Here is a 25,949-nt window from a genome sequence, read left to right as displayed (position 1 = left end):
GGCTCTTCCCCCTATGGGGAAGACGACCGCGAAGCGGTCCGTAGGGGGCAAGTGGGTGAGCCGCTAAGCCCCCGACGCCCCTTCCCGCTCCAGCAGCGCCTTGGCGGCGGCCTTCTCGGCCTCCTGCCGCGACTTGCCCTTGGCGATGGCGGGGTCGACGCCCTTGACCGAGGCCTCGACGGTGAACACCGGCGCGTGGTCCGGGCCCGTACGATCCAGGACGCGATAGGACGGCAGCGGCTTGCCCTTGCCCTGCGCCCATTCCTGCAGCGCGGTCTTGGGGTCGCGGGGCTTGCCCTGGTTGGCGCGCTCGAACTCGTCGGTCCACAGGTCCAGGAACACGCGGCGCGCCGTTTCCAGCCCGCCGTCGCGGTACAGCGCCGCCATCAGGGCCTCCGCGGCGCCGGCCAGGATCGAGTCGGTCTCGCGGCCGCCGATCTTGCTGGACGAGGCCGACAGGCGCAGGGCCGGGCCCAGCTGGGCGGCGCGGGCCACCCGGGCGCAGGTCTCGCGGCTGACCAGCGCGTTCAGGCGCGGGGCCAGCTCGCCTTCCTTGGCCTTGGGGAAGCGCTCGGCCAGGGCCTCGGCGGCCAGCAGGCCCAGCACGCGGTCGCCGATGAACTCCAGCACCTCGTTGTCGCCGGCCTTCTTGGCCCCGTCGCCCACGCTGGCGTGGGTCAGGGCCAGCTCCAGCAGCTGGCGGTCCTGGAACGTGTGACCGATCCGGCGCTCCAGGTCGCCGACGGCGACGGCGCGCCGGTCTGTCACTTGAGGACGCGGAAGAAGCGGCTCGGACGGGCGTCCAGGAACCAGGTCCACGGCTTGAACAGGTGGGCGTCGGCGTTCCACGACAGCAGGATCAGCTGGGCGCGGCCCACCAGGTTCTCGGCCGGCACGAAGCCCACGCCTTCCTGCATGCCGATGTACTGGTCGTTGGCGAAGTCCCACTTGCAGGCGCCCGAACCGGTCTTGAAGGCCGAGACGCCCGGGTCGAAGCGGCTGTCCAGCGAGTTGTCGCGGTTGTCGCCCATGAAGAAGTAGCAGTTCTCGGGCACCGTATAGACGCCGGTGTTGTCGGCCTCGCTGTCGGGGCCGTAGTCCTGGGTGGCGTACTTGCGGCCTTCGGGATTGGTCTCCTCGAAGCGGCCGGCGCGGATGGTGCCGTAGCCGGTGTCGACCAGGGCCGAGGGCAGCTCCTTGCGCTCCAGGGCCTTGCCGTTGATGTAGACCACGCCGCCGCGCACCTGGACCTTGTCGCCGGGCAGGCCGATCAGGCGCTTGATGTAGTCGACGTGCGGGTCGCGCGGCAGCTTGAAGACGATGATGTCGCCGCGCTTGGGCGCCTTGCCGAGGATGCGGCCGTCGAACAGGCCCGGGCTGAACGGGATCGAGTGCTTGGACCAGCCGTAGCTGTACTTCGAGACGATGATGTAGTCGCCCTGGTAGAGGTTGGGCTCCATCGAGGCCGACGGGATCGTGAACGGCTGGAACAGCAGCACCCGCAGCACCAGGGCGATGCCCAGGGCGTAGGCGACCGTCTTGACGATCTCGATGAACTCCTTGACCGCCCCGGCCTTGTCGTCGGGGGTTTCGATGTCGGCGGCTTCGGTCATGCGCTGTAGGGCTCTCGACGGAATGGGCTGCGGGCGAACCCGACGCGCCTAGCTAGACGGGGTTTACGACGGGGGCAAGCGCGGCGCCCGTTAACTCGCCTTCATGGCGAGGGCGTGGCGACGCAGCGCCCCCTCACAGCTTGACCGTGCAATACGGGCTCAAATTGTGGCGAACACCGCCGCCAGCACCAGGGCGAAGAAGCCCCAGCCGACCAGCAGCCAGGCGAACGGCCTTTGCTGCCAGGGCATCAGTTGGCGCCTGCGACGCGCCGGTTGGGCCTGCTTGCCTTCGATATCGCTCCAGATCGCCATGTGGGTCCCCCGTCCCAGAACGGCGCCGTTTCAGGCGCTCGGGGATCGGAGGTGCAAAGCGGGGGCCTAGACCGTCGGCACCGCCTCGATGATCACGAAGGCCTGGGCGTAGGGGTGGTCGTCGGTCAGGGACAGGTGGATCACCGGGGTCATGCCCTCGGGGACCATCCTGGCCAGGCGCTCGGCCGCGCCGCCGGTCAGGGCCATGGTCGGCTTGCCGGACGGCAGGTTGACCACGCCCATGCCCGCCAGGTGCACCCCGCCCTTCAGCCCCGTGCCCAGGGCCTTGGAGCAGGCCTCCTTGGCGGCGAAACGCTTGGCGTAGCTGGAGGCGCGGTCGGGCTTACGCTCGGACCGCTTGCGCTCGATCTCGGTGAAGACCTTGTTGGTGAAGCGGTCGCCGAAGCGCTCGAGGGACTTCTCGATCCGGCGGATGTCGCACAGGTCCGAGCCGATCCCGATGATCACGCCGCTTGCTCCAGGCGAGCCGCGTCCATGAGCGCCCGCATGCGCTGCATGGCTTGGGGCAGGCCCACGAAGATCGCCTCGCCGATCAGAAAGTGGCCGATGTTCAGCTCGGCGATCTGCGGGATGGCGGCGATCGGCTTGACCGTGGCGTAGTCGATGCCGTGGCCGGCGTGGACTTCCAGGCCCAGGTCGGCGGCCAGGGCGGCGCCGGCCTTCAGGCGCTCCAGGATCGCGGCGGCCTTGTCGGCGTGGCCCTCGCGGGCGGCGTCGCAATAGGCGCCGGTGTGCAGTTCCACCACCTGGGCCCCGGCCTCGACCGAGGCGCGGATCTGGACCGGATCGGCCTCGATGAACAGCGAGACCCGCGCCCCGACGGTGCGCAGGCGCGCCGTGGCGTCGGCGATGCGGTTGGCGCCCTTCACGACGTCGAGGCCGCCCTCGGTGGTGACCTCCTCGCGGCGCTCGGGCACCAGGCAGGCGGCGTGCGGGCGGGCCTGCAGGGCGATGCCGACCATCTCGTCGGTGACCGCCATCTCGAAGTTCAGCGGCTTGCCGCGCTTGAGGCACAGGTCGGTCAGCAGGGCGATGTCGGCGTCGCTGATGTGGCGACGGTCTTCCCGCAGGTGGGCGGTGATGCCGTCGGCGCCGGCCGCCAGGGCCAGTTCGGCGGCCCGCACCGGTTCCGGATAGCTGGACCCGCGCGCGTTGCGGATCGTGGCCACGTGGTCGATGTTGACGCCGAGCCGCAGCATGCCGGTCAGCCCTTCAGACGCCGGCTGCCCGGGTCCTCGATCGGGATGGCGGCCAGTTCGGGCGGCAGGGCGTCGGCCGGATAGGCCGGGACTTCCAGGCTGGCCAGGGCCACCAGCGGCACGCCGACGTCGGCCTTGCCGCCCGAGCGGTCGACGATGCAGGCCGCGGCGATCACCTCGCCGCCGGCTTCCTGGATCGCGGCGATGCACTCGCGCGACGACAGGCCGGTGGTGACGATGTCCTCGACCATCACGACCTTCTGGCCGGGCTCGAGGTGGAAGCCGCGGCGGAACTTGAAGCCGCCGCCCTCGCGCTCGACATAGATCGAGGCGACGTCCAGCCAGCGGGCGGTCTCGTAGCCGGGGATGATCCCGCCGACGGCCGGCGACACCGCCACGTCGGGCTTGCCGACCGTGGCGACGATCTTCTCGGCCAGGGCCTTGCAGAGGCGCGCGCAGCGCTCGGGCCGCATGAACACCAGGTTCTTCTGCAGGAAGACGGGGCTGTGCAGGCCGGAGGACAGCACGAAGTGGCCTTCGCGCAGGGCGCCGGCGGCGCGGAATTCGTCGAGGACGTCGTCGTTGGTCATGAGAGGTGGATATAGCGAACCCGTGCGAGTCTACAAACCGCGACGCGCCGGATCGCCCGAGAAGGGAACAACGGCGAAGCTCGCGCGCTGTGGTGTGGTCCCCGCGTGCGCGGGGCGGGACGACCCAGGGGCTTCCCATGACCGAATACACCGTCGCGACCTCGGCCAACCTCTTCCACAAGGCCGCCGAACTCGACCTGTTGGCCATGCGCGCGGACGGTTCCGTCCACGCCGACGTCTATCAGCGCCTGGCCGACATGAACCGTGTCGCGGCCGCCTTCGCCAAGATCGGCGAGACCCTGGACTGGCGCGACGCGCAGGCCGGTGTAGGGAAGGACGCATGTCCGATGAATCATCCGTCCCTCTCCGCCCTCGCATAGGCTGCGGCGCCGCCATCCTCGACGGCCAGGGCCGCATCCTGCTGGTCCAGCGCAAGCGGCATCCGGAAGCCGGCCACTGGGGCCAGCCGGGCGGCAAGCTGGACTGGGGCGAGAGCGGCCGGACCTGCGCCGAACGCGAGATCCTGGAGGAGCTGGGGATCACCATCGTCGCCGGTCCCGTGCTGTGCGTCACCGACATGATCGCCGACGACAGCCACTGGGTGGCCGTCACCTACCGCGCCGACGGCTGCGTGGGCGAACCGGCGATCCAGGAACCGCAGGCCCTGGCCGACTGGGGCTGGTTCCCGCTGGACGCCCTGCCCTCGCCCCTGACCGCCGCGACGCTCGACGCGGTCGCCGCCCTGGCTTCAAAGGTTTAGAGCGGGCATAAGCTGGCCGCTTGATTTGCAGCCGGCGACCGCCGCCGGCGAACCAGGAACACCGCCATGTCCGTCGTCACCCTCAAGCGCTGGAACATCTCGATGGGCGCCGGCCAGCCTCTGGCCGTGATCGCCGGCCTGAACGTGCTGGAGAACCTGGACCTGGCCCTGGAGGTCGGGCGTGAGCTCAAGGCGGTCACCGCCGAGCTGGGCCTGCCCTATGTGTTCAAGGCCAGCTTCGACAAGGCCAACCGTTCGTCGATCACCAGCTACCGCGGTCCGGGCCTGAAGGACGGCCTGGCCATGCTGGCCGAGGTCAAGGCCAAGCTGGACGTGCCGATCGCCACCGACATCCACGAGGTCGACCAGGCCGAGCCGGTGGCGGCCGTCGCCGACCTGGTGCAGATCCCCGCCTTCCTGTGCCGTCAGACCGACCTGATCGTGGCCGCCTCGCGCGCCACCGCCGCCCAGGGCGGCTGGCTGCACGTCAAGAAGGCCCAGTTCATCGCCCCCTGGGACTGCAAGAACATCATCCACAAGGCCCGCGAGGCCGCGCCGGACCTGCAGATCGTGCTGTGCGAGCGCGGCGCCTCGTTCGGCTACAACAACCTGGTGGTCGACATGCTGGGCATCCAGCAGATGCAGAACCTGGGCGTGCCGGTGACCATCGACGCGACCCACGCCGTCCAGCTGCCGGGCGCCGACCCGCGGACCGCCGGCGGCTCGACCGGCGGCCGCCGCGAAGGCGTGCCGATCATCGCCAAGGCCGCCGTGGCGGCCGGCGCCGACGGCGTGTTCCTGGAATTCCACACCGATCCCGACAAGGCCCTGTGCGACGGTCCCAGCTGCCTGCCCCTCACCGACGCGGCGGGCCTGCTCAAGACGCTGAAGACCCTGCACGCGGCCGTCCGCGCCTAGGCCGGAGCTTTTTCCGAAAAGCGGCGTTATAGCGAAGCTGTTCGCCGCTTCGCTGGAAACCTCGTGGACCTTGCGCCTCTCGACAGGAGCCTGACGCTCGCCCAGGTCTTCCCGGGCGACAGCGAGATGGCGCGCCGCATGCGCGAGGCGGACTGGTCCGATTCCCCGCTGGGTCCGCCCGAGACCTGGCCCACCGGCCTGAAGACGCCGCTGGCCATGATGCTGACCTCGCGGTTCGAGATGTGGCTGGGCTGGGGCGACGATCTACGCTTCTTCTACAACGACGCCTACATCCCGACCCTGGGGATCAAGCATCCGACGGCCCTGGGCCGGCCGTTCCACGAGGTCTGGCGCGAGGTCTACGCCGACGTCGAGGCCCAGGTCCATTCGGTGCGCCAGGGCGTCCCCACCTGGAACAAGGCCTTGCTGCTGCTGCTCGAGCGCAGCGGCTATCCCGAGGAGACCTACCACACCTTCTCCTACAGCCCGCTGCGCGAGGGGACCGACATCAAGGGCTTGATGTGCGTCGTCACCGAGGAGACCGAGCGGGTGATCAGCGAGCGGCGGCTGGGGACCCTGCGTCGCCTGGGCGAATGCCTGATCGGTGCGGTGACCCACGACACCGTGCTGCAGGGGATTTGCGACGCCCTGGCGGCCAACACCGAGGATTTCCCCTTCGCCCTGGCCTATGTGAGCGACCCGCTGGGCGGGCTGGTCGGTTGCTCGGCCACCGAGGAAGGGCGCGACCTGCTCCAGCGTCGTTGGCCGCTGGAGGACATCGGCCCGGCCCCGGTCCAACTCCGCCTGCCCCAGGGGACCTATCCGACGGGCGCTTGGTCGATCCCGCCGACCGAGAGCCTGATCGTCCCGATCCCCAGCGCGCACGGCGAGCCGGCGGCGATCCTGGTGCTGGGCCTCAACCCGCACCGTCGCGACGACCAGGGCCTGCGCGACCTGGCGACCCTGGTCGCCGACCGCGCGGCCGGGGCCTTCGCCCAGGCCCGCAACGTCGAGGACGAGCGGCGACGGTCGGACCGCATCTGGACCAACGCCCGCGACCTGATGGTGGTGGTCGATAGTGACGGCGTTTTCCAATCGGTCAGCCCGGCCTGGACCCGCATCCTGGGTCATCGCGTCGAGGACGTGGTCGGCCGTCGCATCGCGGATTTCGTCGTGAACGAGGACGCCGTCGTCACCGACCACGCGCTCGAGGCGGTCTTCCACGGCTCTCAGGTCACCGGCTTCGAGAACCGCTACCGCACCCTGGACGGCGGCGTGCGCTGGATCTCGTGGAACACCGCGTTCGAGGACGGCCTGGTCTACGGCTACGGCCGCGACATCACCGACGAGAAGCAGCAGGCGCAGGCGCTGAAACAGGCCGAGGAGGCCCTGCGCCAGGCCCAGAAGATGGAGGCCATCGGCCAGCTGACCGGCGGCGTCGCCCACGACTTCAACAACCTGCTGACCGTGATCCGCTCGTCGGCCGACCTGCTGCGCAGCCGCGACCTGCCGATCGACCGCCGCCGCCGTTACATCGACGCCATCTCGGACACGGCCGACCGAGCCGCCAAGCTGACCAGCCAGCTGCTGGCCTTCTCGCGCCGCCAGGCCCTGAAGCCCGAGCACTTCAACGTCGCCACCAAGGTCGAGACCCTGGGCGACATGCTGCGGTCGATCCTGGGCGCGCCCATCCGGCTGGATATCTCGACCCTGTGCGAGGACTGCTTCGTGGAGTCCGACATCAACCAGTTCGAGACCGCCCTGATCAATCTGGCGATCAACGCCCGCGACGCCATGGACGGCGAAGGCGTTCTGGCGGTCCGCATCGACGCGGCCGACGCGATCCCCGCCATCCGCGGCCACGCGGCCAGCCGCGGCGACTTCGTCACCGTGGCCGTGGCGGACGGGGGCTACGGCATCGCCGAGGACGACCTCGCGCGGATCTTCGAGCCCTTCTTCACCACCAAGGAGGTGGGGCGAGGCACCGGCCTGGGCCTGAGCCAGGTCTACGGCTTCGCCAAGCAGTCGGGCGGCGATGTGGCGGTGGAAAGCCGCGTGGGACACGGCTCGACCTTCACCCTCTACCTGCCCCGCACCCGGCGCGTCGAAAGCGCCGCCGACGCCTCGCGCGCACCGCTCCGCAGCCGCCATGACGGGCGCGTCCTGGTGGTCGAGGACAACGCGGCGATCGGCGAGTTCGCGACCCAGCTGCTGCAGGACCTGGGCTATCGCACCGAGCTGGCGTGCAACGCGGTGGAGGCCCTGGCGCGGCTGGAGGGTGGCGCGACGTTCGACATTGTGTTCAGCGACGTGGTCATGCCCGGGATCGGCGGCGTCGAGCTGGCGCGGATCGTCAAGGCGCGCTGGCCCTCGACCCGGGTGGTGCTGACCAGCGGCTACAGCCATGTGCTGGCCACCGACGCCCATCACGGCTTCCCGCTGCTGCACAAGCCCTATTCGGTCGAGGAGCTGTCGCACACCCTGCGCCTGGCGGCGACGAACGAGCCTGCGCCGGTCGGATAGGATTTTCGGGAACCCATCGCCAAGCTAAGCGTCATAGCCGACGGGCGGCGCGGGGTTCATGGCGTCGGGAAAGCCGTAGAGGCCTGGGGCGGGTGTCGTGACCATCATGGATGAGGCCGAAGGGGCCGAGCGGGAAACGCGGGAGGCGCGACGCCTCCAGGCGCTGCGCCGCTACGAGATCCTCGACACGCCGCGCGAAGCCGCCTTCGACGAGATCGTCCAACTGGCGGCCGAGATCTGCGGCGCGCCCATCGCCGTGGTCAACCTGATCGACGAGGACCGGCAGTTCTTCAAGGCCGAGGTCGGGCTGGGCGTGCGCGAGACGCCGCTGGAGACCTCGTTCTGCGCCAAGGCCATCCTCGAGGACGACTTCCTGCTGGTGCCCGACGCCACGACCGACGCGCGGTTCCAGGGCAATCCGCTGGTGACGGGCCAGCCGGGCCTGCGCTTCTACGCCGGCGCCCTGCTCAAGACGCCCGAGGGCCTGCCGATCGGCACGCTGTGCGTGCTCGACACCGAACCCAAGGCGCTGACCGCCCTGCAGCAGCGGACCCTGCAGGTCCTGGCCCGCCAGGTGATGAGCCAGCTGGACCTGCGGCTGTCGCTGCGCAAGCGCGACGAGGACGCGCGGCAGTACCGCACCCTGTTCGACTCGATGGACGAGGGTTTCTGCATCATCGAGTTCTTCGACGGCCCGCACGGGCCGCTCAGCGACTATGTCCACGTGGACGCCAACGCCGCCTACGCCCGTCACGCCGGCATCCCCGACGTGGTCGGGCAGAAGCTGCGCGAGATGGTCGGCGACGAGGCCGACAGCTGGGTCGAGCGCTACGGCGCCGTGCTGCGGACCGGCCAGCCGATCCGCTTCGAGCAGGAGCTGATCGCCACCGGCCGCCACCTGTCGCTGTCGTCGTTCCGGATCGAACCGCCCAGCCGCCGGCAGGTGGCGGTGCTGTTCCAGGACGTCACCGAACGCCGCAAGGCCGAACTGGCCCTGCGCCAGCTGAACGAGACGCTGGAGGCCCGCGTCGCCTCCGCCCTGGCCGAACGCAGGATCCTGGCCGACATCGTCGAGGGCACCAACGCCTTCGTCCAGGTGGCCGATCTCGATTTCCGCTGGCTGGCCATCAACGGGGCGGCCGCGCGCGAGTTCGAAAGGATCTTCGGCCTTCGGCCCAGCGTCGGCGACAGCATGCTGGACCTGCTGGCCGACCAGCCCGAGAACCAGGCCCAGGTGCGCGAGGTCTGGGCTCGCGCCCTGGCCGGCGAGGAGTTCGTCGAGGTCGCCGAGTTCGGCTCGCCCGACCGCGACCGCCGCTGCTACGAGATGCGGTTCGGCGTGCTGCGGGACGAGCACGGGGAACGGACCGGCGCCTACCAGTTCGTCTACGACGTCACCGAGCGCCTGCTGGAGCAGGAGCGGCTGAAGGAGGCCGAGGACGCCCTGCGGCAGGCCCAGAAGATGGAGGCCGTGGGCCAGCTGACCGGCGGCCTTGCCCACGACTTCAACAACCTGCTGTCGGGCATCGCCGGCTCGTTCGAGATGATCGGCACGCGGCTGTCCCAGGGCCGCACCCACGACGTCGAGCGCTACCTGGCCGCCGGCCAGGGGGCCGCGCGGCGGGCCGCCGCCCTGACCCATCGCCTGCTGGCCTTCTCGCGCCGCCAGACGCTGTCGCCCAAGCCTGTCGTGATCAACCGGCTGATGACCGAGCTGGTCGACCTGGTGCGGCGCACCGTGGGACCCTCGATCGCCGTGGAGACCGTCGCCGCCGCCGGCCTGTGGCCGACCCTGGTCGACGCCAACCAGCTGGAAAACGCCCTTCTGAACCTGTGCATCAACGCCCGCGACGCCATGCCGGACGGCGGGCGCATCACCATCGAGACCGGCAACACCTGGCTGGACCGCCGCGCGGCCGCCGAGCGCGGCATCGAGCCCGGCCAGTATGTCACCGTCTGCGTCAGCGACACCGGCGTGGGCATGGACAAGGCGATCCAGGAGCGGGTGTTCGACCCCTTCTTCACGACCAAGCCCCTGGGCGAAGGCACGGGCCTGGGCCTGTCGATGGTCTACGGCTTCGCCAAGCAGTCGCACGGCCACGTCCGCATCTATTCCGAACTGGGCCACGGGACGATGGTCTGCGTCTACCTGCCCCGCCATTTCGGCGACGAGGAGATCGAGGAGGTCCTTCCCCTCGCCCCGTTCCCCCAGGCCAGCGCCGGCGAGACCGTGCTGGTGGTGGACGACGAGCCGACCATCCGCATGCTGATCATGGATACCCTGGCCGAGCTGGGCTACGCCTGCGCCGAGGCGGCGGACGGCCCGGCGGGCCTGAAGGTCCTGCAGTCGGAAGCGCGGATCGACCTGCTGATCACCGACGTGGGCCTGCCCGGCGGCCTGAACGGCCGCCAGGTGGCCGACGCCGCGCGGGTGCTGCGCCCGGACCTCAAGGTGCTGTTCATCACCGGCTACGCCGAGAACGCGGTCCTCAACCACGGCCACATCCAGCCCGGCATGGAGGTGCTGACCAAGCCCTTCGCCGTCGCCGACCTGGCCGGGCGGGTGGATCGGATGCTGCGCGCCAAGTCCACGGCGGAGTGAGGCCCTAGCCCCGCGTCCGGTCCACGGTCTCGACCGTCGGGCAGGTGCGCAGCGCCGCCGAGATGTTGGTCAGGTGCTTGGCGTCCCGCACCTCGACGTCGATATCGACGTCGAAGAAGTCGCTCTGGCGGTGGTGCATGCGCAGGTTGACGATATTGCCGCCGGCCTCGCCGATGATCGTGCAGACCTGGCCCAGCACGCCCGGCGCGTTGCCGATCGTGGCGTGCAGGCGGGCCAGCGACACGGTCTCGCGCTCGGCCTCGGGCGTCCAGTTCAGGTCGCGCCAGAGGTCCTCGCGGTCCTCGTATTCGGCCAGCTTGGGGCAGTCGATCGTGTGGACGTCCAGGCCCTCGCCGTCCTCGCGCACGATGCCGACGATGCGGTCGCCCGGCACCGGGCTGCAGCAGTGGGCGAAGTGCAGCGACACGCCGGGGGTCAGGCCGCCGCCGCGCACATAGAGCCGGGCGGCCGTGGCGCCCTCGATCTTGCGGCGCGCCGTGGCCTCGGCCATCACCGCGTCCTTCATGCCCGGGAAGGCCGTCTCCAGCACCTGGCCCGGCAGGACGCGACCGCGGCCGACCGCGTCGAACAGGCCCTCTTCCGTCTCCAGGGCGAAGCGCTCCAGGATCGGCCGCAGCGACACGTCCTTCAGCTTCTTGCCGGCCCGTTCGAACACCTGCTCCACCGAGGCCCGGCCCAGGCGCAGGAACTCTTCCTTCTCGGTCTGGCGGATGTGGCGGCGGATGGCCGAGCGGGCGCGGCCCGTCACCGTCAGCGAGCGCCAGTCCGGCGGCACCACGGGCTTGGAGCCCCGCACCACCTCGACCACGTCGCCGTTGTTGAGCAGGGTGCGCAGCGGCTTGAGCTCGCCGTTGATCTTCACGCCGATGCAGGTGTCGCCGACGCTGGTGTGGACCGCATAGGCGAAGTCCAGGGGCATCGCGCCCCGCGGCAGGCTGACCAGCTTGCCCTTGGGCGTGAACACGAACACCTGGTCCAGGAACATCTCGAGCTTGGCGTGCTCGACCAGCTCCTCGGCGTCGCCGCCGTGCTCCAGCACCTGGACCAGCTGGCGCAGGTTGGCCAGCGGATCGCGGCCGCCGGCGGCCTCCATGCCTTCCAGGTCCAGGCCGTACGAGGCGTCCTTGTAGCGGAAGTGGGCGGCCACCCCGTCCTCGTTGACCCGGTCCATCGCCTCGGTGCGGATCTGCATCTCGATGCGCATGCCGCGCGGCCCCACCACGGTGGTGTGCAGCGAGCGGTAGTTGTTGCGCTTGGGGGTCGAGATGAAGTCCTTGAAGCGGTCGGGCACGCTGGACCAGGCGCGATGCACCACGCCCAGGGCGCGGTAGCAGTCTTCCTCGGAGTCGACGATCACGCGGAAGGCGTAGATGTCGGACATCTGGGAGAAGCCGATCGACTTGCGCTGCAGCTTGCGCCAGATCGAATAGGGCGACTTCTCGCGGCCGAAGACCCGGGCCGGCAAGCCGGCCGATTCCAGGCGGGCCGAGATTTCCTGGCTGACCAGGGCCACCGCCCCGCCCTGCTCGGCGCGCAGGGTGTCCAGGCGCCGGATGATCGCGTTGCGGGCCACCGGATTGGTGTGCTCGAACGACAGCTCCTCCAGCTCGGTGCAGATGCGGTGGCAGCCGATGTTGCGGGCCAGGGGCGCGTAGATGTCGCGCGTCTCGCGGGCGATGCGCTCGCGCTTGGCCTGGCTCTTGATGTAGTGCAGCGTCCGCATGTTGTGCAGACGGTCGGCCAGCTTGACCAGCAGGACGCGGACGTCCTTGGAGATGGCCAGGATGAACTTGCGCAGGTTCTCGGCCTGGCGCGCGTGCTCGGCCTGCAGCTCCAGCTTCGACAGCTTGGTGACGCCCTCGACCAGCTCGGCGATCTCCTCGCCGAACAGCTTGGCGATCTCCTCCTTGGTGACCGGGGTGTCCTCGATCACGTCGTGCAGCAGGGCGGTGACGATGGTCGCGGTGTCCAGCCGGTATTCGGTGAGGATGCCGGCCACCTCGATCGGGTGGGCGTAGTAGGGGTCGCCGCTGGCCCGGGTCTGCGAGCCGTGCATGCGCATGGCGTAGACATAGGCCCGGTTCAGCAGGGCCTCGTCGGCCGTCGGATCGTAGGCGTGGACGCGCTCGATCAGCTCGTACTGGCGGAGGAACTTCTGGCGCGGCTTGGGCGCGGGGGTCGGCGCCGGGCCATCATTGGCGGGGGGAGCGGCCGGGGCCACAGACGACGACGCGCCCGATCCAGGATCGGGCGCGCGTTCGGACGGAGCGGCGGCGGGCGCCGCTTCAAGGATCAGAGGGTCTGCGCCGTCGGGGCTCAGTACCGCTCCTCCTGACCGCCGTCGCGGTCGCTCTGCAGGGCGCGAACGAGTTCGAGTTCGCTCATCTGCATGTGGGTGGGATCGGCCAGCAGGGCGAGGGTTTCGGCCTCTTCCTCGGCTTCGGTGTGCTCATCGACGCGTTGCAGCGTGGTGATCAGCTGTTCCTTGAGGCCCTCGTGATCGACCACGTCGTCGGCGATCTCGCGCAGGGCGACGACGGGGTTCTTGTCGTTGTCGCGATCGACGAGCAGCGAGGCGCCGGCCGAGATGCCGCGCGCCCGGTGGGCGGACAGCAGGACCAGAGCGAAGCGGTTCGGGACCTTCTCGACGCAATCTTCGACGGTGACGCGGGCCATGAATTCCTCGGGCTATGAGCCTTGGTTATCGCAAAATAGGGTCTCGGGCGGCGTTACACAACGCCGCATCGGTAGAGTCCCGGCTTTCGCGAGGGGGCGCTTATGCCGTGTTCGTCGGGAGAAGTCCAGCGGAACGGCGCGGAGGCGCCCCGCCCTAACGGTTCTTCTGCGGATGGATCGTCTCGCCGCGCTCCAGCATGGCGACGAAGGTCTCGATCTTCTTCCTGCGGCCGGCCTCGGTCTTCATGTTGTGGGTGCGGAAGGCCAGGGCGAAGCGGTTCTGCGCCGACAGCTTGGCCAGCATCGCCTTGGCCTTCGGACTGGCGTCGATGGCGGCCTGGAGATCGTCGGGGATCTTCATGTCCTTGCCGGCGGCGTAGGCGCGGTCCCAGCGGCCGTCGGCCTTGGCCGCCTCGACCTCGCGCAGGCCGTGCGGGGTCATCCGCCCCTCGTCGACCAGGCGGGCCACGTTGTCGACGTTGATCTGGCTCCAGATGCTCTTGCGGCCGCGCGGCGTGTAGCGCTGGAGGAAGCTCTTGTCGTCGAAGGCCTTGCGGACCGCGTCAATCCAGCCCCAGCACAGCACCACGTCGATCGCCTGCTTGGCGGTGATCGACGGCAGGCCCGAGTCCACCTTGTGGATCTTGATCCACACCTCGTCCTCCTTGTCGTGGTGACGCGACAGCCAGTCATGGAAGGCGTCGGCGTCGACGAATTCGCGGACGTGGGCGGGATCAACCTTGATCGGGGCCATCGGCGGTTCTCGGGCAAGAGCGTCCCGGGCGCGAGGCCCGGGACTTGAAGGACCTGCCCTACCAGACCTTCACGCGCTTTTCTGGCGGCAGGTACAGGGCGTCGCCCGGCTTGATGTCGAAGGCGGCGTACCAGGCGTCGAGGTTGCGGACCGTGTCGGCGCGGTACTGGTCGGGGGCGTGGCCGTCGGTGACCAGCTGCTGGCGCAGGGCCTCGGGCCGGTCATAGCCGCGCCAGCTCTGGGCGAAGGCCAGGAAGAACCGCTGGTCGCCGGTCAGGCCGTCGATCACCGGGGCCGGCTTGCCGCCCAGCGAGGCGTGGTAGGCGTCCAGGGCCGCGGCCAGGCCGGCGACGTCGGCGATGTTCTCGCTCAGCGTCTGCTTGCCGTTCACGGCCAGGTCGGGGAACGGCTTGTAGCCGTCGAACTGGTCGGCCAGGGCCGTTCCGGCCTTCTGGAAGTGGTCGTAGTCGCTGGGCGTCCACCAGTTGCGCAGGCGTCCCTGGCTGTCGAACTGGGCGCCCTGGTCGTCGAAGCTGTGGCTGACCTCGTGGCCGATCGTGGCTCCGGTGCCGCCGTAGTTGGCCGCCGGATCGAACTCGGCGTCGAAATACGGCGACTGCAGGATGGCGGCCGGGAAGTTCAGGCCGTTCAGCATCGGCAGGTTCACGGCGTTGACGGTCTGGGGCGTCATCACCCACTGGCCGCGATCGACCGGCTTGCCCAGCTGGCCGATCCAGTAGGCGGTCTCGAACTTCTCCGAGCGCTGGACGTTGCCGACCGGGTCGCCGCGCACGATCTCCAGGGCCGAATAGTCGCGCCATTTGTCGGGATAGCCGACGCCGACCTTCAACACCTCGACCTTGCGGCGGGCCTCGGCCTTGGTCGCCGGGTCCATCCAGTCCAGCCCGTCGATGCGACGCACGAACGAGGCCTTGATGTTGTCGACCATCGACGCGACCTCGGCCTTGGACTGGGCCGGGAAGTACTGCTCGACATAGAGTTTGCCGACCACCTCGCCGAGCACGGCGTTGGTCGAGTTGACCCCGCGCTTCCAGCGCGCCGCCAGCTGCGGCGTGCCCGACAGCGCGTTGCCGTAGAAGGCGAAGCGCTCGTCCACGAACGCCTCGGGCAGCAGGTTCGAATAGTGGTCCAGGTAGTGGAAGGCCAGGTAGTCCTTCCAGGTGTCGACGCTCTCGCCGGCGGCGGCCTGCCCGAGGCCGACCACCATGGTCGGATGCCAGACGATGAAGCGCGGCTGGTCGCCCAGGCCGGCGGCGGTGAAGAAGGTCTTCCAGTCCAGCCCCGGGGCCTTGGTCGCGAAGTCGGCCTGGGTCCAGCTGTTGTTGGCCTTCTGGACGTCGGCGCTGTCGGCGCGGCTGCCCGAGGCCTGGGCCAGCTTGGTCTCCAGCGCCATGATCCGGGCGGCCTTGGCCTCGGCGTCGGCGACGCCGCCCAGGGCCAGGACCTTGGCGATGTGGGCCTGATACTTGGCCCGGACGGTCTTCATCGCGTCCTTGTCCGACAGGTAGTATTCGCGGTCGGGCATGCCCAGGCCGCCCTGCAGCAGGAACGGCGCGTACTTGCTGGTGTCGTCGAACGCCGGCGAAGCCCACAGGCCCAGGACGTTGTCGGTGTAGAAGTCGGTGGCGTTCAGGGCGTCGACGTCGGCGCGGACGTTGCCGCCCAGCACCTTGGCCAGGTCGGTGCGGGTCTTGATCGCCGCGATCCGCGCCAGGCCCGCCTGCATCGGCGCCAGCCCGGCCTTCTCGATGGCCGCCTCGTCCATGTAGCTGGCGTAGTAGTCGCCCACCTTCTTGGCGTCGGCGTTGCCGCCGGCCTTGGCCGCGTCCTGGATCAGGTCGACCGTGCGCTTGGCGGTCTTCTCGACCAGGATGGCGCCGACGCCGTAGCTGCTGCGGTCCGGCGGGATCGGATTGGCCTTGATCGCCGTCCCGTTGGCGTAGGTCCAGAACTCGTCGCCCGGCTTGATCGAGGTGTCGAAGGCCGACTTGTCGACGCCGCTCTTCAGGTCGGCGGCGAAGGCGGGCGCGGAGGTCAGCAGCGCGCCGACGGCGGCGCAGGCGAGCAGCGTACGGGTGAAGGTCATGAAGGATGGTCCCCAGGGGGCGCGGGCGCGAGGGCGCTCAGCACGATTTGGCGCGGACTATCGAACCGCCTTGGCCGGGGGGCGAATTAAAGTTTGGCAATGTCGCTGAAGCGGTTGGGGACACGCACAAGTGCATATCCCCGTCGGAGCCGCGGCCGGGGACATGCGCATGCGCGTGTCCCCAAGTCTCACACAGGTCTCGCGTCCGTTCCCACCGAGGCGGTCGTAGTCAAATCCACCGCCGTCCGTCGGCTGACCGGGTGCCGCCACTCCGGCGCGATCTGGGCCAGAGGTCCCGTCACGAACAGCCGCTCGTGCGCCCGGGGATGCGGGACGACCACCGCGCCCTCCAGCACCGTCCGGCCGTGGGCGATCAGGTCCAGGTCCAGGGTGCGCGGAGCGTTGGCCTCGGCGCGGACGCGGCCGAAGCGGGCCTCGATGCGGTGCAGGGCCGCCAGGGTCCCGTCCGCCGTCAGGGCCGTCTCGACCAGCGCCACGCCGTTCAGATAGGCCGGCGCCGTCGGGTCGGGCCAGGCGGCCGAGGTCCACCAGGACGAGCGCGCGGTCACCGCCAGCCCCTCGGCCGCCAGGGCCTCGACGGCCGCTTCCAGCAGGGCCTCGCGACTCGGGTATGATCCAGGCAGGCTGCAGCCCAGGGCGACCACCACCGCCTGGTCCAGTCCATTTTGATCGAGCTGATTTTTCAAGGAATTCCGATCACGTGACCTTCTACCCGACCGAGCGCCTGGCGCTGTTCATCGACGGGGCCAATTTCTTTTCGGCCGCCAAGGCCCTGGGCTTCGATATCGACTACCGCAAGCTGCTGGACGAGTTCCGCAAGCGCGGGGTGCTGGTGCGCGCCTATTACTACACCGCCATCGCCGAGAACGAGGAGTATTCCCCGATCCGGCCGCTGGTCGACTGGCTGGACTACAACGGCTTCACCCTGGTGACCAAGCCGGCCCGCGAGTTCACCGACAGCCAAGGCCGCAAGCGCTGGCGCGGCGACATGGACATCGAGATCGCCGTCGACATGCTGGAGATGGCCGCCACGGTCGACCACCTGGTGCTGTTCTCGGGCGACGGCGACTTCCGCGCCCTGGTCGAGGCCGTCCAGCGCAAGGGCCGCCGGGTCACGGTGGTCTCCACCATGAAGAGCCAGCCGCCGATGACCAGCGACGACCTGCGCCGCCAGGCCGACAACTTCGTGGACCTGGCCGACCTGGGCAACATCATCGGCCGTCCGCAGGCCAGCCGGAACCCCCTGCCCCGCTTCGTCACCGAGCCGGCGCGCGGCGCCGAGCGTGATCAGGACGACGAGGACTAGTCATGGCCCAGCACTCCAACATCCCCGGCGAGGTCGTCCCCTCGCCCGCCGAGCCGCCGCGCGACTGCCCGCTGTGCCCGCGCCTGGTGGCCTATCGCCGCGAGAACCAGGACCTGTATCCCGACTGGTTCAACGGCCCCGCCCCGTCGTTCGGCGACCATGAGGCCCGACTGCTGGTCGTGGGCCTGGCCCCAGGCCGCAAGGGCGCCAACCGCACCGGCCGGCCGTTCACCGGCGACTATGCCGGGACCCTGCTCTACGACACCCTGATCAAGTATGGCTTCGCCACCGGCAAGTTCGAGGCCCGGCCCGACGACTCCCTGAAGCTGATCGGGGCGGCGGTGACCAACGCCGTCCGCTGCGCCCCGCCCGGCAACAAGCCCGAGACCTCGGAAGAGAACAACTGCCGGCCGTTCCTGACGGCGCGGCTGGAGATGTTCCCCAAGCTGAAGGCCATCGTCACCCTGGGCGACGTCTCGCGCCGCAACCTGCTGAAAGCCCTGGGCCTGAAGGCCTCGGCGGGCCTGCCCGGCCACGGCACGGAGTTCCAGGCGGGTCCGTATCGGGTGTTCAACAGCTATCACTGCTCGCGGCTGAACACGAACACCGGCCGGCTGACCACGCCGATGTTCGAGGAGCTGTTCGCCCGGGTGAAGGCGTATCTGGACGCCAATCCGTAGGCGCCGAGTCTACTGATGGGGACAGTCGCATGCGACTGTCCCCAGCCGGTTCACCAGACCAGACCCGTCGTCTTCAGCCGCACTCGCGCCAGCGTGTGGTTCGAGGCCAGGAACAGCGTACTCCCGTCCTCGCCGAACGCGCAGTTGGCGATGGCCGTGCCGGTCTCGATCACGCCGATCAGCTCGGCCTCCGGCGTCAGCACCAGCACCCCGCCCGGCCCCGTGGCGTAGAGCCGCCCCCCGGTGTCCAGGCACATGCCGTCCGGCAGGCCCGGGCCGCCGGCGACCCGCAGCGGCATGGCGTCGAAGAACAGTTCCTTGCCCGTCGGCAGGCCGTCCACCCCCAGGTCGTAGACCACCAGCTCGGGTCCGTCGGGATCGGAGACCGAGACGTACAGCCGGCGCTCGTCCGGCGACAGGGCGATCCCGTTCGGGAAGGTCAGGTCGGCGTCCAGCAGGTCCAGGCCGCCGTCGGGACGCAGGCGATAGACGCCGTTGAAGTCCAGCTCGCGCAGCGGCGAGGCGTTGCGGCCCTTCAGGCCGTAGGTCGGATCGGTGAAGTAGATCGCGCCCGACTTGGCCACCGCCAGGTCGTTGGGGCTGTTGAACCGCTTGCCCCGCCAGCGGTCGATCACGAAGGTCTTCTTCTTCGTCTTCAGGTCGATCCGGGCCAGGGCCCGGTTGCCGTGGTCGCAGGCCAGCAGGAAACCGGCGGCGTCCAGGGCCATGCCGTTCTGGCCCGGCTCGGCGAAGGCGTCGGTGGGCGGGCCGTCATAGCCGGACGGGTTGAGGAACTCGGACAGGCCGTCCGTCTCGCTCCAGCGGTACATGACGTTGCCCGGCACGTCCGAGAACACCAGGTAACCGCCGTCGCGGACCCAGACCGGCCCCTCCGACCAGATGAAGCCGTCGGCCAGTTGCTGGATCCGGGCGTCCGGCGCGATCACGGCGTCGAGCTTCGGGGAGAGGCGGTGGATCCGGCCGACGATGGGGTAGGTCATTTGGGAACTCGTACTCACGAACGCACTCTGGGCAAGGCGTCGAGCCACCGCGCATAGGCCTCCTCGCGGACGTTGACGCTGACGCCCGGGGTCAGCATCTCCGCCTCGGGACGCGCCTGGACCGCCTCCTCGACCGAGGCGTAGACCCCCGCCCCGACCCCGGCGAACAGGGCCGCGCCCAGGGCCGTGGTCTCCTGGTAGCTGGCGCGGTGCACGGGGATGCCGGTCAGGTCGGCCAGCCGCTGGCTGAACCAGGCGCTCCTGGCCATGCCGCCGTCGATGCGCAGGGCCGCGTCCTCGAAGGCCGAGGGCGCGTCGGCCCGCATGGCCTCGATCAGGTCGCGCCCCTGGAAGACGCAGCTGTCGAAGGTGGCCAGGGCGATCTCGGCCAGGCCGGCGTCGCGGGTCAGGCCGAACACCGCGCCCCGCGCCTCGGCGTCCCACCAGGGCGCGCCCAGGCCGGTGAAGGCCGGCACCACGACCACCCCGTGGCCGTCGCGCGCCGAGCGGGCCAGGGCCTCGGCCCCGCGCGGGCCGCCGGTGACGCCCATGCCCTCGTTCAGCCACTGGATCGCCGCCCCGGCCACGAAGATCGAGCCTTCCAGGGCGTAGGTCGTGCGGCCGCCCACCCGGGCCGCCACGGTGGTCAGCAGGCGCGAGGCGGAATGCGGACGATCCTCGCCGGTGTTGACCAGCATGAAGCCGCCGGTGCCGTAGGTGACCTTCATCTCGCCGGGCCGGATGCAGCCCTGCCCCATCAGCGCCGCCTGCTGGTCCCCGGCCACGCCGCGGATCGGCAACGGCCGCCCCAGGATGTCGGCCGTCACCTCGCCATAGTCGGCCGCGCAGTCCAACACGGTCGGCAGCAGGGCTCGCGGCACGTTCAGCAGCGCCAGCATCTCGTCCGACCAGGCCTGGGCCTGGATGTCGAACAGCAGGGTGCGCGAGGCGTTGGTGGCGTCGGTGGCGTGGACCCGGTTGCCGGTCAGCCGCCAGATCACCCAAGTGTCGATCGTGCCGCACAGCAGCTGGCCGGCCTCGGCCCGGGCCCGCGCGCCGGGCACCTTGTCCAGGATCCAGGCGATCTTGGTGCCCGAGAAATAGGGATCCAGCAGCAGGCCCGTGGCGGCGGTGACGGCGGGTTCGTGACCCGCGTCGCGCAGGCGGTCGCAGACATCCGCCGTGCGGCGGTCCTGCCAGACGACGGCCGGATGGATCGGGCGGCCGGTGGCCTTGTCCCACACCACCACCGTCTCGCGTTGGTTGGTGATCCCCAGGGCGGCGATGTCGGCGGCGTCGCGGTCGCACTTCTCGACCGTGTCGCGCAGCACGCCCACGCAGGCGGCGTAGATCTCCTCGGCGTCGTGCTCGACCCAGCCGTCGCGGGGATAGCTCTGGCGCAGCGGCCGGCTGGCGTCGCAGACCGGCTTGCCGTCGGCCTGGAACAGGATGGCCCGGGTGCTGGTGGTGCCCTGATCGAGCGCGAGGATCAGAGGTTGGCCCATGCGTCTTTCGTCTCCCTCGCCGTGCTTCCGACGGTCTTGTCCTGCGGCATCGCGACGCTTGTCATCGCCCTGCGTGGATTCACCTGTTTAAGCATGTTTTCATCTGACGCCGCCAAGGTCCGTCTTGGTTAAGCTTGGATTTCGAGGAGGCTGGTTGAGCCAGGCCGCCCAGACCGCGCAGCTCCTGTCCCTGGCCCGCAGCCGCGAGCCGGCCGATCGCGAGCGCCTGCTCGCCGGCATCGTGGAGATGTGCGACGCGGGCCAGGCGCGCGGCCAGCCGACCGCGCCCGAGGTCCAGATCCTGCTCGATTCGATCTTCATGACCCTGGTGGTCGAGGCCGAGCGCGACATCCGCGCCCGCCTGGCCCAGAGCCTGGCCGACGCGACCTGGGCCCCGCCGGCCCTGATCAACATCCTGGCGCTCGACGAGATCGAGATCGCCCGGCCGATCATCGCCCGCAGCCCGATCCTGCAGGACCACGACCTGATCCGCCTGCTGGTCCAGGCCACCCTGGAGCACCAGATCGAGATCGCCCGCCGGCCCCAGCTGTCGCCGGCCGTGGTCGACGCCATCCTGGCCAAGGACGAGTCGGCCGTGCTGACCGCCCTGGCCAGCAATCCGACCGCCCAGATCTCGCCCGAGGGCCTGCGCCGACTGGTCGACAAGGCGCGCGACGTGGTCGCCCTGCGCTCGCCCCTGGCCCGGCATCCGAACCTGTCCAGCGACCTGGCCGAGCAGCTGTACCTGTGGGTGGGCCGCGCCCTGCGCGACAGCCTGATCAGCCGCTTCCAGCTGGATCCCGACAAGATGGCCCTGGCCGTCGAAGCCTCGCTGCGCGCCGCCCACGCCGGGGCGCCGCTGGTGGACAAGCCGACCGTCGAGCAGGCCGAGGACCGCGAGGAGATGGAGGCGGCCCTGGTCGAGAAGCTGGACGCCGCCGGCCAGCTGCGGCCCGGCTACCTGCTGCGGGTGCTGCGCGAGCGCCGCCTGCCGCTGTTCCTGTTCGCCCTGGCCCGCCTGGGCCGCTTCGACGTGCGCCAGGTCCGCCGCGCGATCGACAGCAACCGCCCCGAACTGCTGGCCCTGGCCTGCTCGGCCGTCGGCATCGACCGCAGCGTCTTCCCGACCATCCTGGCCCATGTGCGCGAACTGAACGGCGGTCGCCCCGGCGGCGGCCCCGAAGCCGCCCGCAAGGCCAGCGGCGCGTTCGGCCCGTTCGCGCCCGACATCGCGGCCATGGCCTTCCGCCAGGCGGTCAGCGCGGCCTGAGACCCCAGGGACCGATGAGCGGCTTCTCTTCCAATCGGGGACGGGTCCACGCCGTCCGCTGCCTGTGGACGACCCTGGCCCTGGCCCTGATCGCCGGCGCGCTGCTGGTCTTCGACCTGGCGGGCGGACGACATTTCGACCCGACCATCCGTTCCGCCCTGGTCGCGACGCTGATCGTCTCGTCGATCGCCTGCGTCGCGACGCGATGGGCGCTCGCCGCATGGTTCTCGGGGACCTTCACCGACGAACAAGACCCGCTGCGCGACTGAGGCCCAGCACCGGTTTGACAACCCGCCGCCGATCCAGCCACTTGGCGCAATGTTCCAGCCCCTGCCCTTCGTGACTCGCCTGACCTTCAAGGCTAGCGACCGCCCCGAGGCGCAGGAGGCGCGCGAGCGGCTGATCGCGCGCTACGGCGACGTCGGCGACGAGAACGCCCAGGTGATCGTGGCGCTGGGCGGCGACGGCTTCATGCTGGAGACCCTGCACGAGACCCTGCAGCGCCAGACCCCGATCTACGGCATGAACCGCGGCTCGGTCGGCTTCCTGATGAACGAGTACAGCGAGGACGGCCTGCTGGAGCGGATCAACGCCGCCGAGCGGGCCGTGATCCACCCGCTGGCCATGGTCGCCATCGACGCCAACCGCAAGCAGCACCGGGCCCTGGCCATCAACGAGGTGTCGCTGCTGCGCCAGACCCGGCAGACCGCCAAGCTGCGCATCAGCATCGACGGCAAGGTGCGGATGGGCGAGCTGGTCTGCGACGGCGCCCTGCTGGCCACCCCGGCCGGCTCCACCGCCTACAACCTGTCGGCCCACGGCCCGATCATCCCGATCGGCGCCCAGGTGCTGGCCCTCACCCCGATCAGCGCCTTCCGCCCCAGGCGCTGGCGCGGCGCGCTTTTGCCGCAGTCGGCCAGGGTGACGTTCGAGATCCTGGAATGCGATAAGAGACCCGTCAGCGCCGTGGCCGATAACTTCGAGGTCCGCGACGTCGTCGAGGTCCACATCGCCGAGGACAGCAGCGCCAGCCTCTCCATGCTCTTCGACGCCGGTCGAAGCCTCGAGGAGCGGGTCCTGACAGAGCAGTTCTCGGCCTGACAACGTTGGACTTATTGGTCAGGGCGCTCCCCGCCCTTTGGTCAGGGTAGAAATGGGCGTCTCATCTAATGTTAACGCCTTGATCCTACATTTCAGACCAATGCCCAGGGGGAAGCGTCCGTGACCAACAAGTCCGCCGCGGAAGTGATTCAGGTGCCGAACATGCTCAAGCTCAAGGTTGGCGGTCGTGGCGGGATCGATATGGCGGCCATCGCCAAGGCCGAAGCCGCGCTGAAAAGCCTGTCGGGCAACTTCGCCCAGTGGCTCAACGACGAGATCGTCAAGCTGGAAGCGGCCCGCCAGGAAGTCCGCGCCCAGGGCCTGACCGCCGAGACGGTCGAGACCCTCTATCTGCGCGCCCACGACCTGAAGGGCCTGGGCGCCACCTACGAATTCCCGCTGATCACCCGCCTGGCCGCCTCGCTGTGCCGGCTGATCGACGACCCCGAGACCCGCCTGAGCGCGCCGATGTTCCTGGTCGACGCCCACATCGACGCCATCAAGGCCTGCGTGCGCGACGACATCAAGGTCGACACCCACCCCGTGGGCAAGGTCCTGGCCGCCGAGCTGGAAGCCAAGGTCGCCGAATACCTGGCCGGCTGATCACCTTCCCAAACTAGACCTTTCCAAAGGCCCCGGTCCGCGCCGGGGCCTTTTGCATGCGCGGTCCCCGCCCTATCTCCCGACCTCGACCACGCAGGGGATCACATGCTCGAACAAGAACCCAGCCGCACGGCCTGGATGGCGGCCACGCACCGCGCCGCCCATCAGGTGCTGGAGCGCGGCCTGATCTTCAGCGATCCGCTGGCCCTGCGCATCCTGGGCCAGGACGCCGAAAGCGTGGCGAAGGACGCCCTGGCCCATCCCGAGCGGCGGGGGATGCGAGTGTTCATCGCCGCCCGCGCCCACCTGGCCGAAAGCGCCCTGGCGGCCGGCGTCGAACAGCGCGGCGTCAGCCAGCTGGTGGTGCTGGGCGCGGGGCTGGACACCTTCGCCTACCGCAATCCGCTGGCCGACCGGCTGCGGGTGTTCGAGGTCGACCATCCCGCCACCCAGGCTTGGAAACGTCGCCGCCTGGACGAAGCCGGCATCGCCGTCCCCGACGACGTCGTCCACGCCCCCGTCGACTTCGAGCGCGAGGCCCTGCTGGACGGCCTGGCGGCGGCGGGCCTGGACCCGACCCGGCGGACCTTCTTCATGTGGCTGGGCGTGATCCCCTATCTGACGCCCGAGGCGGTGCGCGCCCCCCTGGCGGCGATCGGGAGCCTGCCCGGCGGCGCCGAGGTCGCCTTCGACTACGCCGACCCGCCCGCCGCCCTGTCCGACGAGGCCCGCGCGGCGCACCAGGCCCGCTCTGAGCGCGTCGCGGCGCTGGGCGAGCCGTGGCTCAGCTATTTCGAACCGCCGGCCCTGCGCGAGACGCTGACGGGCTTGGGCTTCGCCGAGATCGAGGACCTGGGCCCGAAAGGCCTCGCCGAACGCTATTGGCCCGGCGCCGGCCGCGCCGGGCCCGAGCGCGGCGGCCACGTGGTGCTGGCGCGGACGGCCTGAGCGCTCAGACCCCGAACAGCCCCTTCAGGTACGGATTGAGCATCCGCCCGTCCGGATCGAGCTGGGCCCGCACCTTCAGGAAGTCGTTCCAGCGCGGATAGAGCCCGGCCAACTGGTCGCCCGAGACGCTGTGCAGCTTGCCCCAATGCGGCCGGCCGCCGTAGCGGCGGAAGATCGGCTCGATCAGGGTGTAGAGGAAGGCGAACTCGTCCTTGTAGTGGGCGTGGACCGCTATGGAGCCCCGAGGTTCGCCTTGAGAAGGCGACAGCCAGGCGTCGTCGGGCGCGATGCGGCGGCATTCGATCGGGAAGAAGACGTCGGGCCGCTCCTTCTCGATGATGGCCACGATCTCGGCCAGGGCCTTCAGCTGCACGCCGGCCGGCAGGTGGTACTCCATCTCGTTGAAGCGCACCGGCCGTTCGGTGGAGAGCAGCTTCCAGCCCTCGTCGATCGCCTTTTCCGGCTTGGTCCCGCCCAGCAGGGCCCTGGCGGCCGCCTTGCGCAGCGGGGCCGAGAAGCCCAGCAGGTTGCGCAGGCCCTTCAGGGCGTCGAGGAAGACGGTGTCCTGGTCCGGGCCGCGCGGGATCGCCGGCGCGTCGGTCTCGTCGTGGCTGATGCAGGCGGCCAGGCCCGTGAACGGCACGGCGTAGAACTCGAAATTGCGGTGCTTGGCCCAGCGCGCCTCCGCCTGGGCTAGGGCGTCCTCGAACGGTTCCAGCCAGACGTTACGCTCCAGCCGGCGGTTGGCCGTGGTCTTCAGCCGGACCTGGGTGATCACCCCCAGCGCGCCCAGCGAGACCTTCGCGGCCTGGAAGACGTCGGCGTCGCGATGCGCGCCGCAGTCGATGACCTCGCCCTTGGGCGTGATCAGGCGCAGGGCGGCGACGTCGCCGTGCAGGGCCTTCAGGGTCGCGCCCGTGCCGTGGGTGCCGGTGGCCAGGGCCCCGGCCAGGGCCTGCTTGTTGATGTCGGGCAGATTGGCCATGGCCCGGCCCTTGGCGGCCAGGGCTGGTCCCAGGGCGCCCAGACGCGTACCGGCCGCGACGATCGCCTCGTCGCCCTCCCACGCGATGATCCCCGACAGCCCGTCCAGCGACACCAGCGTGCCGTCGGTGGGCGCCAGGGCGGTGAACGAGTGGCCGGCCCCCACCGGGCGGATCGGCGCCACGGCGGTCTTCAGCCCCTGGGCGACCTCGGCCTCGGTCTTGGGGGCCAGGCGGGCGGCGGGATAGGCGTGCTGCACGCCCGACCAGTTGCGCCACAGCAGATGGCCCCTGGCGTCGGTGGTCGGCGGGGCCGGCGGCTCGGGCTTGTCGTGGGTGGCGACCGCATAGCCGCCGCCGACCGCCGCGACGCCCAGGCCCGCGCCGGCCAGCAGCGCCCCCCGTCTCGATATCGTCATCCGTCCGCCCCCCGCG

26 protein-coding genes and 1 pseudogene are annotated in these 25,949 nt (G+C 70.2%); 13 read left to right on the top strand and 14 right to left on the bottom strand.

Annotated features, from left to right (window positions below):
- Positions 1–63: 63 nt before the first annotated feature.
- The 6 genes from rnc to pyrE all read right to left on the bottom strand — a co-directional run bounded on the left by rnc (position 64) and on the right by pyrE (position 3,735).
- A complete protein-coding gene (gene rnc, locus BR39_RS0113170; RefSeq protein ID WP_029912522.1) occupies positions 64–768 on the bottom strand; it encodes a ribonuclease III in 705 nt (234 codons plus the stop codon).
- Positions 765–1,613 (bottom strand): signal peptidase I, encoded by an 849-nt coding sequence (gene lepB / locus BR39_RS0113165; RefSeq protein WP_029912518.1) that lies wholly within the window; start codon positions 1,611–1,613, stop codon positions 765–767. Before lepB ends, rnc begins: the two co-directional genes overlap by 4 nt.
- Before the next feature lie 159 nt (positions 1,614–1,772).
- Positions 1,773–1,925, bottom strand: a complete 153-nt coding sequence (locus BR39_RS26735) for a hypothetical protein (RefSeq protein ID WP_197026699.1) — start codon at positions 1,923–1,925, stop codon at positions 1,773–1,775.
- A 66-nt stretch (positions 1,926–1,991) separates the two neighbouring features.
- Positions 1,992–2,393, bottom strand: coding sequence for a holo-ACP synthase (gene acpS / locus BR39_RS0113155; RefSeq protein WP_029912514.1), 402 nt, complete (start codon positions 2,391–2,393; stop codon positions 1,992–1,994).
- Positions 2,390–3,145: a pyridoxine 5'-phosphate synthase gene (locus BR39_RS0113150; RefSeq protein WP_029912511.1), complete on the bottom strand. Its 756-nt coding sequence runs from the start codon at positions 3,143–3,145 to the stop codon at positions 2,390–2,392. Before BR39_RS0113150 ends, acpS begins: the two co-directional genes overlap by 4 nt.
- Before the next feature lie 5 nt (positions 3,146–3,150).
- Positions 3,151–3,735 (bottom strand): orotate phosphoribosyltransferase, encoded by a 585-nt coding sequence (pyrE, locus tag BR39_RS0113145; protein WP_029912509.1) that lies wholly within the window; start codon positions 3,733–3,735, stop codon positions 3,151–3,153.
- 137 nt (positions 3,736–3,872) lie between these two features.
- Here pyrE and BR39_RS0113140 point away from each other — a divergent pair, with 137 nt between their 5' ends.
- The 6 genes and pseudogenes from BR39_RS0113140 to BR39_RS0113120 all read left to right on the top strand — a co-directional run bounded on the left by BR39_RS0113140 (position 3,873) and on the right by BR39_RS0113120 (position 10,538).
- Positions 3,873–4,115, top strand: coding sequence for a hypothetical protein (locus BR39_RS0113140; RefSeq protein ID WP_029912508.1), 243 nt, complete (start codon positions 3,873–3,875; stop codon positions 4,113–4,115).
- Positions 4,076–4,495, top strand: coding sequence for an NUDIX domain-containing protein (locus BR39_RS0113135; protein ID WP_029912506.1), 420 nt, complete (start codon positions 4,076–4,078; stop codon positions 4,493–4,495). Before BR39_RS0113140 ends, BR39_RS0113135 begins: the two co-directional genes overlap by 40 nt.
- 66 nt (positions 4,496–4,561) lie before the next feature.
- Positions 4,562–5,413, top strand: a complete 852-nt coding sequence (gene kdsA / locus BR39_RS0113130; protein ID WP_029912504.1) for a 3-deoxy-8-phosphooctulonate synthase — start codon at positions 4,562–4,564, stop codon at positions 5,411–5,413.
- A gap of 63 nt (positions 5,414–5,476) precedes the next feature.
- On the top strand, positions 5,477–7,936 hold the full coding sequence (locus BR39_RS0113125) for an ATP-binding protein (protein WP_051695627.1): 2,460 nt from the start codon (positions 5,477–5,479) through the stop codon (positions 7,934–7,936).
- Between the two features lie 106 nt (positions 7,937–8,042).
- Positions 8,043–8,510, top strand: a pseudogene (locus BR39_RS27455) (GAF domain-containing protein); the annotation flags it as partial.
- Between the two features lie 3 nt (positions 8,511–8,513).
- On the top strand, positions 8,514–10,538 hold the full coding sequence (locus tag BR39_RS0113120) for a PAS domain-containing protein (RefSeq protein ID WP_369795643.1): 2,025 nt from the start codon (positions 8,514–8,516) through the stop codon (positions 10,536–10,538).
- A gap of 4 nt (positions 10,539–10,542) precedes the next feature.
- Here the strand turns inward: BR39_RS0113120 and BR39_RS0113115 are convergent, their stop codons facing one another.
- The 5 genes from BR39_RS0113115 to folK all read right to left on the bottom strand — a co-directional run bounded on the left by BR39_RS0113115 (position 10,543) and on the right by folK (position 16,803).
- Positions 10,543–12,780: a bifunctional (p)ppGpp synthetase/guanosine-3',5'-bis(diphosphate) 3'-pyrophosphohydrolase gene (locus BR39_RS0113115; protein ID WP_029912498.1), complete on the bottom strand. Its 2,238-nt coding sequence runs from the start codon at positions 12,778–12,780 to the stop codon at positions 10,543–10,545.
- A 95-nt stretch (positions 12,781–12,875) separates the two neighbouring features.
- The gene (gene rpoZ, locus BR39_RS0113110) at positions 12,876–13,235 is read right to left on the bottom strand and encodes a DNA-directed RNA polymerase subunit omega (RefSeq protein WP_007671240.1); all 360 of its coding nucleotides are present in this window, start codon (positions 13,233–13,235) and stop codon (positions 12,876–12,878) included.
- Between the two features lie 154 nt (positions 13,236–13,389).
- A complete protein-coding gene (locus BR39_RS0113105; protein WP_029912493.1) occupies positions 13,390–13,989 on the bottom strand; it encodes a YdeI family protein in 600 nt (199 codons plus the stop codon).
- 58 nt (positions 13,990–14,047) lie between these two features.
- Positions 14,048–16,096: a M13 family metallopeptidase gene (locus tag BR39_RS0113100; RefSeq protein ID WP_029912490.1), complete on the bottom strand. Its 2,049-nt coding sequence runs from the start codon at positions 16,094–16,096 to the stop codon at positions 14,048–14,050.
- Between the two features lie 188 nt (positions 16,097–16,284).
- On the bottom strand, positions 16,285–16,803 hold the full coding sequence (folK, locus tag BR39_RS0113095) for a 2-amino-4-hydroxy-6-hydroxymethyldihydropteridine diphosphokinase (RefSeq protein ID WP_051695624.1): 519 nt from the start codon (positions 16,801–16,803) through the stop codon (positions 16,285–16,287).
- Positions 16,804–16,817: 14 nt separating this feature from the next.
- Here folK and BR39_RS0113090 point away from each other — a divergent pair, with 14 nt between their 5' ends.
- The gene (locus tag BR39_RS0113090; protein ID WP_029912484.1) at positions 16,818–17,423 is read left to right on the top strand and encodes an NYN domain-containing protein; all 606 of its coding nucleotides are present in this window, start codon (positions 16,818–16,820) and stop codon (positions 17,421–17,423) included.
- A gap of 2 nt (positions 17,424–17,425) precedes the next feature.
- Positions 17,426–18,103 carry a uracil-DNA glycosylase gene (locus BR39_RS0113085; protein ID WP_029912481.1) on the top strand — a complete coding sequence of 226 codons (678 nt, stop codon included), beginning with the start codon at positions 17,426–17,428 and terminating at the stop codon, positions 18,101–18,103.
- Positions 18,104–18,153: 50 nt separating this feature from the next.
- Here the strand turns inward: BR39_RS0113085 and BR39_RS0113080 are convergent, their stop codons facing one another.
- On the bottom strand, positions 18,154–19,104 hold the full coding sequence (locus tag BR39_RS0113080; RefSeq protein ID WP_035018421.1) for an SMP-30/gluconolactonase/LRE family protein: 951 nt from the start codon (positions 19,102–19,104) through the stop codon (positions 18,154–18,156).
- A 14-nt stretch (positions 19,105–19,118) separates the two neighbouring features.
- A complete protein-coding gene (gene glpK / locus BR39_RS0113075; RefSeq protein WP_029912475.1) occupies positions 19,119–20,609 on the bottom strand; it encodes a glycerol kinase GlpK in 1,491 nt (496 codons plus the stop codon).
- 184 nt (positions 20,610–20,793) lie between these two features.
- Between glpK and BR39_RS0113070 the strand changes: the two genes are divergently transcribed.
- The 5 genes from BR39_RS0113070 (at position 20,794) to BR39_RS0113050 (ending at position 24,531) form a co-directional block, all read left to right on the top strand.
- Positions 20,794–21,879, top strand: coding sequence for a DUF2336 domain-containing protein (locus BR39_RS0113070; RefSeq protein WP_035018468.1), 1,086 nt, complete (start codon positions 20,794–20,796; stop codon positions 21,877–21,879).
- 14 nt (positions 21,880–21,893) lie between these two features.
- On the top strand, positions 21,894–22,148 hold the full coding sequence (locus BR39_RS0113065; protein WP_029912468.1) for a hypothetical protein: 255 nt from the start codon (positions 21,894–21,896) through the stop codon (positions 22,146–22,148).
- 49 nt (positions 22,149–22,197) lie between these two features.
- The gene (locus BR39_RS0113060; protein ID WP_029912465.1) at positions 22,198–22,980 is read left to right on the top strand and encodes an NAD kinase; all 783 of its coding nucleotides are present in this window, start codon (positions 22,198–22,200) and stop codon (positions 22,978–22,980) included.
- A gap of 120 nt (positions 22,981–23,100) precedes the next feature.
- Entirely contained in the window at positions 23,101–23,583 is a 483-nt protein-coding gene (locus tag BR39_RS0113055; protein WP_029912462.1) for a hypothetical protein, read from the top strand.
- Between the two features lie 105 nt (positions 23,584–23,688).
- Complete coding sequence (locus BR39_RS0113050) at positions 23,689–24,531, top strand: SAM-dependent methyltransferase (RefSeq protein WP_029912458.1); 843 nt, start codon at positions 23,689–23,691, stop codon at positions 24,529–24,531.
- 4 nt (positions 24,532–24,535) lie between these two features.
- Here the strand turns inward: BR39_RS0113050 and BR39_RS0113045 are convergent, their stop codons facing one another.
- Positions 24,536–25,933, bottom strand: a complete 1,398-nt coding sequence (locus tag BR39_RS0113045; protein WP_029912455.1) for a D-arabinono-1,4-lactone oxidase — start codon at positions 25,931–25,933, stop codon at positions 24,536–24,538.
- Positions 25,934–25,949: the final 16 nt, after the last annotated feature.

Origin of the sequence: Caulobacter sp. UNC358MFTsu5.1 (assembly GCF_000712075.1) — a bacterium.
GTDB lineage: Bacteria > Pseudomonadota > Alphaproteobacteria > Caulobacterales > Caulobacteraceae > Caulobacter.
This window is presented reverse-complemented; position numbering and strand designations above follow the sequence as displayed.

Coding starts and splice junctions, on each gene's coding strand:
- lepB (WP_029912518.1), bottom strand. CDS start 1,613: ATGACCGAAGCCGCCGACATCGAAACCCCCGACGACAAGGCCGGGGCG.
- BR39_RS26735 (WP_197026699.1), bottom strand. CDS start 1,925: ATGGCGATCTGGAGCGATATCGAAGGCAAGCAGGCCCAACCGGCGCGT.
- BR39_RS0113150 (WP_029912511.1), bottom strand. CDS start 3,145: ATGCTGCGGCTCGGCGTCAACATCGACCACGTGGCCACGATCCGCAAC.
- pyrE (WP_029912509.1), bottom strand. CDS start 3,735: ATGACCAACGACGACGTCCTCGACGAATTCCGCGCCGCCGGCGCCCTG.
- BR39_RS0113140 (WP_029912508.1), top strand. CDS start 3,873: ATGACCGAATACACCGTCGCGACCTCGGCCAACCTCTTCCACAAGGCC.
- BR39_RS0113135 (WP_029912506.1), top strand. CDS start 4,076: ATGTCCGATGAATCATCCGTCCCTCTCCGCCCTCGCATAGGCTGCGGC.
- kdsA (WP_029912504.1), top strand. CDS start 4,562: ATGTCCGTCGTCACCCTCAAGCGCTGGAACATCTCGATGGGCGCCGGC.
- BR39_RS0113120 (WP_369795643.1), top strand. CDS start 8,514: ATGAGCCAGCTGGACCTGCGGCTGTCGCTGCGCAAGCGCGACGAGGAC.
- rpoZ (WP_007671240.1), bottom strand. CDS start 13,235: ATGGCCCGCGTCACCGTCGAAGATTGCGTCGAGAAGGTCCCGAACCGC.
- BR39_RS0113105 (WP_029912493.1), bottom strand. CDS start 13,989: ATGGCCCCGATCAAGGTTGATCCCGCCCACGTCCGCGAATTCGTCGAC.
- BR39_RS0113100 (WP_029912490.1), bottom strand. CDS start 16,096: ATGACCTTCACCCGTACGCTGCTCGCCTGCGCCGCCGTCGGCGCGCTG.
- BR39_RS0113085 (WP_029912481.1), top strand. CDS start 17,426: ATGGCCCAGCACTCCAACATCCCCGGCGAGGTCGTCCCCTCGCCCGCC.
- BR39_RS0113080 (WP_035018421.1), bottom strand. CDS start 19,104: ATGACCTACCCCATCGTCGGCCGGATCCACCGCCTCTCCCCGAAGCTC.
- glpK (WP_029912475.1), bottom strand. CDS start 20,609: ATGGGCCAACCTCTGATCCTCGCGCTCGATCAGGGCACCACCAGCACC.
- BR39_RS0113065 (WP_029912468.1), top strand. CDS start 21,894: ATGAGCGGCTTCTCTTCCAATCGGGGACGGGTCCACGCCGTCCGCTGC.
- BR39_RS0113060 (WP_029912465.1), top strand. CDS start 22,198: ATGTTCCAGCCCCTGCCCTTCGTGACTCGCCTGACCTTCAAGGCTAGC.
- BR39_RS0113050 (WP_029912458.1), top strand. CDS start 23,689: ATGCTCGAACAAGAACCCAGCCGCACGGCCTGGATGGCGGCCACGCAC.
- BR39_RS0113045 (WP_029912455.1), bottom strand. CDS start 25,933: ATGACGATATCGAGACGGGGGGCGCTGCTGGCCGGCGCGGGCCTGGGC.